This window comes from Pseudomonas caspiana, from assembly GCF_040224095.2.
Taxonomy (GTDB): domain Bacteria; phylum Pseudomonadota; class Gammaproteobacteria; order Pseudomonadales; family Pseudomonadaceae; genus Aquipseudomonas; species Aquipseudomonas caspiana.
Genome location: NZ_CP167995.1, coordinates 3,509,606 through 3,521,674, shown reverse-complemented (window position 1 = coordinate 3,521,674; position 12,069 = coordinate 3,509,606). Strand labels below are relative to the sequence as shown.

The following is a 12,069-nucleotide window of genomic DNA, read 5'->3' as shown; positions in this document are numbered from 1 at the left end:
TCCGGGTCTAACCAACCCGTGGAAAAAGGATTCAGTTCATGGCTCAAGTGACTCGCAGAGGCAACCCCGTTCAAATCAATGGCGAACTGCCGAAAGTCGGTGCTGCAGCCCCGGCCTTTTCGCTGGTCGGTAGTGATCTGGCTGACGTGACCCTGGCCGATTTCGCCGGCAAGCGCAAAGTACTGAACATCTTCCCAAGCGTTGACACCCCAACCTGCGCTACCTCGGTACGCAAGTTCAACGCCCAGGCCAATAACCTGACCAACACCGTGGTGCTGTGCATCTCCGCTGATCTGCCGTTCGCCCAGGCACGCTTCTGCGGTGCGGAAGGTCTGGAAAACGTGAAGAACCTGTCCACCCTGCGTGGCGGCAAGTTCAAGGAAGACTACGGTGTTGCCATCGCTGATGGCCCGATGGTCGGTCTGACCACTCGTGCTGTGGTCGTGCTCGATGAGAACGACAAAGTGCTCTACAGCGAACTGGTTCCGGAAATCGGCCAGGAGCCTGACTACGACGCAGCGTTGGCTGTATTGAAGTAACAGTTGGTAATACTTGGACGGCCTGAATATGTTCAGGCCGTTTTCGTTTACGCTTCAGGTGCTTAACAAATGTAATGACAAGGTAAATTGCCGGTAAAGGCGCTTTGCTTGTCACGCATCTGTGCTTATTGTTCAGCCTCCTGAAAAGCCCCATCCGCAATGGTTGATTTATTCATGCAATCGTCTGGCCCCCGTAGTTCTCGTCGCTGGCTCATCAGTCTTTTGGTCCTGCTGATAATCGTCGGTTTGTGCTGGTGGTTATGGCCGACATCTGCACCGAGCAAAGACGCCGCACACGGCAAAACCGGCGGTACGGCCTCAAGCGGCATGGCGCGCCCGGGCTTTGGCGGTTCGACCGTTGCCGTACCGGTACGGGTAGCCCCGGCGGTGCTGGGTGATTTTCCGATTTACTACAAAGCGCTTGGCACTGTGACGGCGATGAATACCATCAACGTGCGCAGTCGGGTGGCGGGCGAACTGGTCAAGATCAACTTTCAGGAAGGTCAGATGGTCAAGGCCGGGGATTTGCTGGCCGAGATCGACCCGCGCAGTTATCAGATTGCCTTGCAGCAGGCTGAAGGTACGTTGGCGACCAATCAGGCATTGCTGAAGAATGCTCAACTGGATGTGCAGCGCTACCGTGGTTTGTACGCCGAAGACAGTATCGCCAAACAGACCCTGGATACTGCCGAATCACTGGTCAATCAGTATCAGGGCACGATCAAGACCAATCAGGCGGCAGTGGGGGATGCCAGGCTCAATCTTGAGTTCACCCGGATTCGCGCGCCGATTTCTGGTCGCATTGGCCTCAAACAACTGGACGTCGGCAATCTGGTGGCGGCCAACGACACCACCGCGCTGGTAATCATCACCCAGACCAAGCCCATTACCGTTGCGTTCACACTGCCGGAGAAAGACCTGTCGGCAGTGATTTCCCGTTATCGCAGTGGCGACAAGCTGCCGGTGGAAGCGTGGGACCGTGGCGATGAGAAGCAGCAGGCCCAAGGCGTGCTGGCGAGTCTCGATAACCAGATCGATGTGGCCACCGGAACCTTGAAGTTCAAGGCCCGCTTCGATAACCAGAATGAAGTGCTGTTCCCTAACCAGTTCGTCAACGTTCATCTGCTGGCCGATACCCTCAAGCAAGCGGTACTGGTGCCGACGGCAGCAATTCAGTTCGGCACCAACGGTACCTTTGTGTACGCGATGGATGGCGACAACAAGGTCAAGATCCGGGTGCTCAAGACGGGTGCCAACAACGAACAATTAACGGTTGTCAGCGAAGGACTGGCGGCCGGGGATCGTGTTGTACTTGAAGGGACCGACCGCCTGCGCGATGGTGCTGCGGTAGAGGTGGTCAGCGATAGCAAAGACGTACCGACTACCCCGGGTCAGCAATTGCAGGGCAAACCGGGCAAGAGCAGCGATGAGTCGGCGTCGGCAGGCAAGGCGGAAAGCACGCGCGCATGAACATCTCCCGACTGTTCATCCTGCGTCCGGTCGCAACGACCCTGAGCATGCTGGCCATCGTGTTGGCCGGCTTGATCGCGTACAAATTGCTGCCGGTTTCGGCGCTGCCGCAAGTCGATTACCCGACGATTCGGGTGATGACGCTGTATCCAGGCGCCAGTCCGCAAGTCATGACCAGTGCGGTAACAGCACCGCTGGAGCGTCAATTCGGGCAAATGCCGGGCCTCAGCCAGATGGCGTCTACCAGCTCTGGTGGTGCGTCGGTGATCACCCTGCGATTCAGTCTTGATCTGAATATGGATGTGGCCGAGCAGTCGGTGCAGGCGGCGATCAACGCCGCGACCAATCTTTTGCCCACGGATTTGCCCGCGCCCCCGGTCTACAACAAAGTCAATCCGGCTGATACCCCGGTCCTGACCCTGGCGATTACGTCCAAGACCATGTTGTTGCCCAAACTCAACGATCTGGTCGATACGCGCATGGCGCAGAAAATTTCCCAGATCAGCGGCGTCGGCATGGTCAGCATTGCCGGTGGTCAACGTCAGGCGGTCAGGATCAAGGTCAACCCCGATGCGCTGGCAGCCAACGGCCTGAACCTGGCGGATGTACGCACGCTGATTGGTGCGTCCAACGTCAACCAGCCCAAGGGTAACTTCGACGGCCCGACCCGGGTGTCGATGCTCGATGCCAACGATCAGCTCAAATCTCCTGATGAGTACGCCAATCTGATTCTGGCCTACAGCAACGGCGCACCGCTGCGACTCAAGGATGTGGCGGAAATTGTTGATGGTGCCGAGAACGAGCGTCTCGCGGCCTGGGCCAACGAAAATCAGGCGGTGTTGCTCAACATCCAGCGCCAGCCGGGTGCGAACGTGATTGAGGTCGTGGATCGTATCAAGGCGCTACTGCCGAGCATCACCGACAATTTGCCTGCGGGCCTCGATGTGGCAGTACTGACGGATCGCACGCAGACGATCCGGGCCTCGGTCAAAGACGTGCAGCACGAACTGCTGATCGCCATCGTGCTGGTGGTCTTGGTGACGTTTCTGTTCTTGCGTCGCTTCAGTGCGACGATCATTCCGTCGATTGCCGTACCGCTGTCGCTGGTGGGTACCTTCGGGGTGATGTATCTGGCGGGTTTTTCGGTCAACAACCTGACGTTGATGGCCATGACCATCGCCACCGGCTTTGTGGTCGATGACGCCATCGTCATGCTGGAAAACATTTCGCGGCATATCGAAGAAGGCGAAACGCCGATGCAGGCGGCGCTCAAGGGCGCGAAGCAGATTGGCTTTACCCTTGTGTCGCTGACCATTTCGCTGATTGCCGTGTTGATTCCCCTGCTGTTCATGGCTGACGTCGTGGGGCGGTTGTTCCGTGAATTTGCGATCACCCTGGCAGTGGCGATCCTGATCTCGCTGGTGGTTTCGCTGACGCTGACGCCGATGATGTGTGCCCGGTTGCTCAAGCGTGAACCCAAGGAACAAGATCAAAGCCGCTTCTATCGTGCCAGCGGTGCCTGGCTGGACTGGCTGGTTGAGGCCTACGGCAACAAGTTGCGCTGGGTGCTCAAGCATCAACCGCTGACTTTACTGGTGGCGATTGGCACCCTGGCGTTGACCGTTTTTCTCTACATGGTCGTGCCCAAGGGGTTTTTTCCGGTGCAGGACACCGGCGTCATTCAGGGCATCTCCGAGGCGCCGCAATCGGTTTCCTTCGCCGCCATGAGCGAGCGCCAGCAATCTTTGGCGAAGATCATTCTGCAAGACCCTGACGTGGCCAGCCTTTCCTCCTACATCGGGGTTGATGGCGATAACGCAACGCTTAACAGCGGTCGTCTGCTGATTAACCTGAAGTCCCACGGTGAGCGGGATGTCACCGCAACGCAGATTATCCAGCGCTTGCAGCCGCAACTGGACAAGCTGTCCGGTATTCGACTGTTTCTACAGCCGGTACAGGACCTGACTATCGAAGACCGGGTCAGTCGTACCCAGTATCAATTCAGTATGTCGTCCCCGGACGCCGAGCTGCTGAGCTTGTGGAGCGGGCGGCTGGTGGATGCGTTGAGCAAGCGTGCGGAACTGACTGACGTCGCCAGTGACCTGCAGGACAAGGGTTTGCAGGTCTATCTGGCAATCGACCGGGATGCGGCGAGCCGGCTGGGCGTGACCGTAGCGAATATCACTGATGCGTTGTATGACGCTTTCGGCCAACGGCAGATTTCGACGATCTACACTCAGGCCAGCCAGTACCGGGTGGTATTGCAGGCCGCCACGGCTAGCGAGCTGGGGCCTGAGGCGCTTGATCAGATCCACGTGAAGACTACCGATGGTGCGCAGGTCAAGCTGTCGAGTCTGGCGCGAGTTGAACAGCGTCAGGCGCAACTGGCCATTGCGCATATGGGGCAATTCCCGGCCGTCATGATGTCTTTCAATCTGGCGCCTGATGTGGCGCTGGGCGCCGCCGTCGAGATTATTCAGCAGGTCGAAAAAGACATCGGTATGCCAATTGGCGTGCAGACCGAGTTCCAGGGTGCCGCTCAGGCCTTCCAGGCATCGTTGTCCAGCACCTTGCTGCTGATCCTCGCGGCGGTCGTGACCATGTACATCGTGCTGGGTGTGCTGTACGAGAGCTACATTCACCCAATCACCATTCTGTCGACCCTGCCGTCGGCAGCCGTCGGTGCTTTGTTGGCCTTGCTGATCAGTGGCAACGACTTGGGCATGATCGCGATTATCGGCATCATCCTGTTGATCGGTATCGTCAAGAAAAACGCCATCATGATGATCGACTTCGCCCTCGACGCCGAACGTAACCGGGGCGTGGATCCTGAAACGGCTATTTACGAAGCAGCGCTGCTACGTTTCCGGCCGATTCTCATGACCACCATGGCGGCTTTGTTTGGCGCTGTGCCGTTGATGCTGGCGAGCGGTTCCGGCGCAGAACTGCGTCAACCGTTGGGTCTGGTGATGGTCGGCGGCTTGATGTTGAGCCAAGTGTTGACCCTGTTCACGACGCCGGTGATTTACCTGTACTTCGATCGCATGGGACGTCGCTGGGGCCGTAAACCGGACGCTGATGCGCGTCTGGAGCAGGCTGACGCATGAACCTGTCCGGTCCCTTCATACGCAGGCCGGTAGCAACCATGCTGCTGAGCCTGGCGATCATGCTGCTCGGCGGTGTCAGCTTCGGCCTGCTGCCAGTGGCACCGCTGCCCAACATGGATTTCCCGGTCATCGTGGTGTCCGCGAGTTTGCCGGGGGCCAGCCCCGAGATCATGGCCTCCAGTGTCGCTACACCGCTGGAGCGTTCACTGGGTTCGATTGCCGGTATCAACACCATGAGCAGTCGTTCGAGCCAGGGTTCTACGCGGGTCATCCTGCAATTTGATCTGGATCGCGACATCAACGGCGCGGCGCGAGAAGTGCAGGCGGCGATCAATGCCTCGCGCAATCTGTTGCCCAGCGGCATGCGCAGCATGCCGACCTACAAGAAGGTCAATCCGTCCCAGGCGCCTATCATGGTCCTGTCGCTGACCTCCGAGGTGCTGGAAAAAGGCGAGCTTTACGATCTGGCGTCGACCATTCTTTCCCAAAGCCTGTCCCAGGTCAGCGGAGTGGGCGAGGTACAGATCGGCGGCAGCTCGTTGCCAGCGGTGCGCATCGAACTCGAGCCGCAATTGCTTGACCAGTACGGCGTGTCCCTAGATGAGGTGCGTACGGCAATCAACGCCGCCAACGTGCGTCGTCCGAAGGGCGCGGTGGAAAACTCCAAGTACAACTGGCAGGTGCAGGCCAACGACCAACTGGAAAAAGCCTCGGATTATGAGTCGCTGATCATTCGTTATCAGGATGGCGCAGCGTTGCGTCTCAAGGACGTCGCCAAGGTCAGCGATGGCGTCGAGAACCGCTACAACTCAGGTTTCTTCAACAAAAAAGCTGCGGTGCTGCTGGTGATCAACCGGCAGGCTGGGGCCAACATCATTGAGACCGTCGCGCAGATCAAGGCACAGTTGCCAGCGCTGGAAGCTGTATTGCCCGCCAGCGCCACACTGAATCTGGCACTGGATCGTTCGCCGGTCATCAAGGCGACGCTGCACGAAGCAGAGATGACGCTGCTGATTGCCGTCATTCTGGTAATCCTTGTGGTTTACCTGTTTCTTGGCAACTTCCGGGCCTCGCTGATTCCGACGCTGGCCGTGCCGGTGTCGCTGGTGGGCACCTTCGCGATTATGTACCTGTACGGGTTTTCCCTGAATAACCTGTCGCTGATGGCGCTGATTCTGGCCACCGGGCTGGTGGTCGATGACGCCATTGTGGTGTTGGAAAACATTTCCCGACACATCGACAAGGGGCTCGCCCCGATGCAGGCGGCGTACCTGGGAGCCAAAGAAGTTGGCTTCACCTTGCTGGCGATGAACGTGTCGCTGGTGGCGGTGTTCATCTCGATCCTGTTCATGGGCGGACTGGTGGAAAGCCTGTTTCGCGAGTTCTCGATCACGCTCTCGGCGTCGATCATTGTTTCGCTGTTGGTGTCCTTGACGTTGACGCCCATGCTCTGCGCGCGCTGGCTCAAGCCCCATGTGCCGGGCAGCGAGAACAAGTTGCAGCGCTGGAGCAGCCGGGTCAACGATCGCATGGTCGAGGGCTACGACCGGAGTCTGGGCTGGGTGATGCGCCATCGACGTCTGACGCTGTTCAGTCTGCTGGTGACGGTGGTGGTGAACGTCGCGTTGTATGTGGTGGTGCCCAAGACATTCTTGCCAACCCAGGACACCGGGCAACTGATGGGCTTCGTGCGGGGGGACGATGGGTTGTCGTTCACGGTCATGCAGCCAAAAATGGAAATATTCCGCGACGCGATTCTTGCCGACCCGGCCGTAGACACAGTGGCAGGCTTCATCGGCGGCACCAACGGCACCAACAACGCATTCATGCTGGTACGCCTCAAGCCCATCTCGGAGCGCAAGCTCACCGCCGAGCAGGTGGTGGAGCGCTTGCGCAAGGAAATGCCCAAAGTGCCAGGCGGGCGGGTATTCCTGTCCCCTGATCAGGATCTGCAGCTGGGGGGCGGCAGGGAGCAGACCACTTCGGCGTATCAGTACATCCTGCAAAGCGGCGATCTCAATGCACTGCGTCAGTGGTACCCCAAAGTGGTCGCTGCGCTCAAGTCACTGCCGGAGCTGACCGCCATCGACGCCCGCGAAGGACGCGGTGCCCAGCAAGTCACCCTGCAAGTCGATCGTGATGCCGCCAAACGTCTGGGCATCGATATGGACATGGTCACCGCTGTGCTCAACAACGCCTATAGCCAGCGTCAGGTGTCGACTATTTACGACAGTCTCAACCAGTACAAAGTGGTGATGGAGGTCAATCCAAAGTTTGCTCAGGATCCGGCCACTCTTGAACAGGTTCAGGTGATTACCGCGGACGGCAATCGTGTGCCGCTGTCGAGCATCGCTCGCTATGAACGCAGCCTCGCCGATGACACGGTTTCCCATGACGGGCAGTTCGCTTCGGAGAACATCTCGTTTGATCTGGCCGAAGGCTATAGCCTGGATCAGGCCACCGTCGCCATTGAGCGCGCCGTCGCTGAAGTCGGCTTGCCGTCGGACGTCATTGCCAAAATGGCCGGTACTGCCGACGCATTCGCCGCAACCCAGAAGAGCCAACCGTGGATGATCCTTGGGGCGTTACTGGCGGTCTATCTGGTGCTGGGTATCCTTTATGAAAGCTACATCCACCCACTCACGATCCTGTCCACGTTGCCGTCGGCCGGGGTAGGGGCCTTGCTCAGCATTTATGTGCTGGGTTCGCAGTTCAGCCTGATCTCGCTACTGGGGCTGTTTTTGCTGATCGGGGTGGTGAAGAAAAACGCGATCATGATGATCGACCTGGCGCTGCAACTGGAGCGCGACAGTGGCATGACACCGGAGGCATCGATTCGCGCTGCCTGCCTGCAACGTCTGCGGCCAATTCTGATGACAACCATGGCGGCCATTCTTGGTGCCTTGCCACTGTTGTTGAGCACAGCGGATGGCGCAGAGATGCGTCGTCCATTGGGCCTGTGCATCATTGGCGGTCTGGTCTTCAGCCAAATCCTGACCCTTTACACCACCCCGGTGGTTTACCTTTATCTCGACCGTTTACGTCATCGCTTCAACAAATGGCGTGGCGTGCGCACCGATGCCGCTCTGGAAACTCCGCTATGACTGCACAGCAGAAGATCAAACCCTTCAAGCACCGGCCTGGACGCACGCTGTGCCTGGCGTTGTGTGTTGCGCTATTGAGCGCCTGTGCGGTCGGCCCGGATTACCAAAAGCCTGAAATGGCGACGCCTGCTCAGTTCAAAGCAGCAGAAGGCTGGACCCAGGCCACGCCCAGTGACGCGATTGCCCGAGGAGCCTGGTGGGAAATTTACGGCGATGCGCAGCTCAACGGGCTGGTAGAAAAGCTCAACAGCTCCAATCAGACAGTCGCCCAGTACGAGGCGCAGTATCGCCAGGCCAAGGCGCTGGTGCGCAGTTCTCGCGGAGCGTTCTTCCCGACGCTGGATTTGTCCGCTGGCAAGACCCGTTCAAGCCAGGGCACGGGCAGCAGCAGTTCAAGCCTGAGCAGTTCCAGCAGTGGTATTCGTGACACCTACAACACCCAGTTGGGTGTCAGCTGGGAAGCGGATATCTGGGGCAAGTTGCGCCGCGGGCTGGAAGCCGATACCGCCAGTGCTCAGGCAAGTCTTGCCGACCTTGCTGCCATGCAGTTGAGCCTGCAATCGGAGCTGGTGCAGAACTACCTGCAGTTGCGGGTGATTGACGAACAAAAACGTCTGCTGGAGGCCACAGTCGAGGCGTACCAGCGTTCGTTGACGCTGACCCAGAATCAATACCGCGCCGGAATCTCCGGACGTGACTCAGTGGCCCAAGCGCAAACCCAACTGAAAAGCACCCAGGCCGATCTGATCGATCTGGTCTGGCAGCGGGCGCAATTCGAGAATGCGATTGCCGTGCTGATGGGCCAAGCACCGGCGGATTTCAATCTGGCGGCGACCACATCGATACCGGCGTTGCCGGCGATTCCTCTGGAGTTGCCCTCGCAGTTGCTTGAGCGTCGACCGGATATCGCGGCTGCCGAGCGCTCGGTGATGGCGGCAAATGCCAACATCGGTATCGCCAAGGCGGCGTATTACCCGGACCTGACCCTGAGCATGAGCGGCGGTTACAGCAGCAGCACGTTCTCCAACTGGATCACCTTGCCCAACCGTTTCTGGTCAGTGGGGCCGCAACTGGCGATGACGCTGTTCGACGGCGGTCAGCGTTCGGCCGAAGTCGACCGCACTGAAGCGGTCTACGATCAGACGGTGGCGCAGTATCGACAGACTGTTCTGACTGGTTTTCAGGAAGTGGAAAATTACCTGACCCAGCTCAAAGTCTATGAAGACGAAGCGAGCGTGCGCGCAGAGGCCCTGGATGCAGCCCGTGAGTCGCTGCGCCTCACCAACAATCAATACAAGGCAGGGCTGATCGGTTATCTGGACGTGGTCAACGTTCAGACCACCGCGCTGAGCAACGAGCGCAGCGTGCTGACCTTGCTGCAAAGCCGTCTGATTGCCAGTGTTCAACTGATCGCTGCGCTGGGCGGTGGCTGGAACGCGCAGAATGGTCTGGATATTCAGGCGGGTAAAGAGTAGGGACTGATTTCGCTGCGGTGATTCATGAAGAGCTTGAGTTGGAATCCGATCAAGCTCTGCTCCCACTGGAGCGGCAGCCTTCACGTTTGCTCGCACTTATCACATCGAATACTTCTGGTTGATGGCTATGCGCCATATTTTCGACGAGTGACCGCCACACGCTAATGAACAAACGGTAGAATCGTGTTTTTGACTGGGCATGGATACGCTCATTTATCCAGGTCGCGGTCATCCATGCTGATTGGCAGTTACTCCACCTCGTTGGTGCTGGTTTCAATTTTCGTCGCAATCCTCGCTTCCTACACCGCCCTTGATCTTGCCGGGCGGATTGCCTCGGCGAAAGGGCGGGCCGCGGCCATCTGGATGGCTGGTGGCGCTTGTTCCATGGGCGTTGGCATCTGGTCCATGCACTTTATCGGCATGCTGGCGTTCGATTTGCCTATCGAACTGGCCTTCGATGTTCCCATTACCTGCCTGTCCTTGATGATTGCCATTCTGTCCTCAGGGTTTGCCCTGTGGCTGGTCGGCCAGCCGCAAATGCCTGCGTCATTGCTGGGGTTGGGGGCAGTATTCATGGGCGCGGGCATTAGCGCTATGCACTACATCGGCATGGCGTCTCTTCGCATGTATCCGGGGATAACCTATGAGCCCGCCACCGTGCTGGCTTCACTGGGGATTGCCATTGCGGCTTCGGCTACCGGGCTCTGGATCGCCTTTCATCTGCGTCAACAGACCCCTCATGTGCTGCTCGCCCGTGGCGCTGCGGCAGTGGTAATGGGGATGGCGATCGTCGGCATGCATTACACCGGGATGGCTGCCGCCAGCTTTTCCGATGACAGTTTCTGCGGCGCGCTCGCTGACGGCATTCACTTCAGCGGGCTGTTCTCACTGGTGTTGGTGGCGACCCTGGCGGTATTGACGTTCACGTTGCTGACGTCAATTCTCGATGCAAGGCTTGAGGCCAGAACCGCAGAGCTGTCCCAATCCCTGATCAGCCTCAATCGCGAGCTGACGCATCAAGCGCTGCACGACACGCTGACGGGCTTGCCTAACCGGGTTTTGCTGGCCGAACGTATTGATCAGGCTATGCAACGCATTGATACCGGAGGCGGCTGCTTTGCCCTGATGTTCATGGACCTTGACGGCTTCAAACCGGTCAACGATGCCTTTGGGCATCATGTCGGGGACCAGTTGCTGCGCGATGTGGGGCTGCGTTTACGGGCCAATCTGCATCGCCGCGATACATTGGCGCGCATCGGCGGTGATGAGTTTGTACTGCTGGTGGAGGTGGAAGATATTCATGATGCGCCGAGCATCGCCGCACGACAGGTCAATCTGATTGCGCAGCCGTTCCATATCGCCGATCAACTGCTGCAAATCTCAGTCAGTATCGGCATCGCGCTTTATCCGGGGTGCGGGCAGAGTCAGGAAGAGCTGCTGATGAACGCCGATGCTGCGATGTACCACGCCAAGGCCGCCGGCAAAAACGGTTATAGCTTCTTCGACGCCAGCATGAACACCAACGCGCGCAATCAGCTGGAGTTGTTGCAGGAACTGCGTGTTGCCCTCAAATACAAACACTTCTGCCTGTTCTATCAGCCTAAGTTCGATGCCGTCAGCGGCAAACCTGTCGGTGCCGAGGCACTGTTACGCTGGAATCATCCGCAGAAAGGTCTGTTGTTGCCGGACGCCTTTATTGGCCTTGCAGAAAAGACCGGGCTGATTGTGAGTATCGGCGAGTGGGTCCTGGATGAAGCGTGCCGACAGATGCGTATCTGGGCAGACATGGGGTATGACGACTGGCGTATTGCGGTCAATCTTTCGACCCTGCAGTTCTGCCATTCCAGCCTGGTCGACACGGTTGCGAAAGCGCTGGAACGTCATCGTCTTCCCGCCAATAGCCTGACCCTGGAAATCACTGAAACCACCGCGATGAGTGACGCCGACGCGAGCGTTGCCGTCCTGCGCCAGCTATCGGAAATGGGCGTTGATCTGTCCATTGATGATTTCGGCACCGGGTATTCGAGCCTGATGTATCTCAAGCGGCTGCCTGCCAACGAGCTGAAAATCGATCGCGGGTTTGTCCGTGATCTGGAGCATGACAGCGATGATGCGGCGATCATTTCCGCTATTGTCGCGGTGGGGCAGGCGCTGAATCTGCGGATCGTCGCCGAAGGCATCGAGACCGATCGCCAGCAGCGTTTCCTGACCCGGCTGGGGTGCGATTCCCTGCAAGGCTATCTGCTTGGCCATCCGCTGCCGCCCGAGCGCTTCATGGCTGAAATCGACGCCGCCAGAGGCGTTACCGCTCTGGCGGTCTAGACTGGTAATCTTCGAACAGTTCTGACACCTCGTTGCTGTGCAGTGAAGGTTG

General features: G+C 58.4%; 6 protein-coding genes. All 6 read left to right on the top strand.

From position 1 onward, the window contains the following. Positions 1-38: 38 nt before the first annotated feature. The 6 genes from tpx to ABRP31_RS16065 all read left to right on the top strand — a co-directional run bounded on the left by tpx (position 39) and on the right by ABRP31_RS16065 (position 12,017). Complete coding sequence (tpx, locus tag ABRP31_RS16090; RefSeq protein WP_087263890.1) at positions 39-539, top strand: thiol peroxidase; 501 nt, start codon at positions 39-41, stop codon at positions 537-539. A gap of 159 nt (positions 540-698) precedes the next feature. After that, positions 699-2,009 (top strand): MdtA/MuxA family multidrug efflux RND transporter periplasmic adaptor subunit, encoded by a 1,311-nt coding sequence (locus ABRP31_RS16085; protein WP_349969294.1) that lies wholly within the window; start codon positions 699-701, stop codon positions 2,007-2,009. Continuing rightward, positions 2,006-5,116, top strand: coding sequence for an MdtB/MuxB family multidrug efflux RND transporter permease subunit (locus tag ABRP31_RS16080; RefSeq protein WP_349969293.1), 3,111 nt, complete (start codon positions 2,006-2,008; stop codon positions 5,114-5,116). The genes ABRP31_RS16085 and ABRP31_RS16080 overlap by 4 nt, the downstream gene beginning before the upstream one ends. Continuing rightward, positions 5,113-8,220, top strand: a complete 3,108-nt coding sequence (locus ABRP31_RS16075) for an efflux RND transporter permease subunit (RefSeq protein WP_087263895.1) — start codon at positions 5,113-5,115, stop codon at positions 8,218-8,220. The genes ABRP31_RS16080 and ABRP31_RS16075 overlap by 4 nt, the downstream gene beginning before the upstream one ends. After that, on the top strand, positions 8,217-9,695 hold the full coding sequence (locus tag ABRP31_RS16070; RefSeq protein ID WP_087263897.1) for an efflux transporter outer membrane subunit: 1,479 nt from the start codon (positions 8,217-8,219) through the stop codon (positions 9,693-9,695). Before ABRP31_RS16075 ends, ABRP31_RS16070 begins: the two co-directional genes overlap by 4 nt. A gap of 234 nt (positions 9,696-9,929) precedes the next feature. Beyond that, entirely contained in the window at positions 9,930-12,017 is a 2,088-nt protein-coding gene (locus tag ABRP31_RS16065; RefSeq protein ID WP_349969292.1) for an EAL domain-containing protein, read from the top strand. The last annotated feature ends 52 nt before the right edge of the window (positions 12,018-12,069 follow it).

Coding starts and splice junctions, on each gene's coding strand:
- tpx (WP_087263890.1), top strand. CDS start 39: ATGGCTCAAGTGACTCGCAGAGGCAACCCCGTTCAAATCAATGGCGAA.
- ABRP31_RS16075 (WP_087263895.1), top strand. CDS start 5,113: ATGAACCTGTCCGGTCCCTTCATACGCAGGCCGGTAGCAACCATGCTG.
- ABRP31_RS16065 (WP_349969292.1), top strand. CDS start 9,930: ATGCTGATTGGCAGTTACTCCACCTCGTTGGTGCTGGTTTCAATTTTC.
- ABRP31_RS16085 (WP_349969294.1), top strand. CDS start 699: ATGGTTGATTTATTCATGCAATCGTCTGGCCCCCGTAGTTCTCGTCGC.
- ABRP31_RS16080 (WP_349969293.1), top strand. CDS start 2,006: ATGAACATCTCCCGACTGTTCATCCTGCGTCCGGTCGCAACGACCCTG.
- ABRP31_RS16070 (WP_087263897.1), top strand. CDS start 8,217: ATGACTGCACAGCAGAAGATCAAACCCTTCAAGCACCGGCCTGGACGC.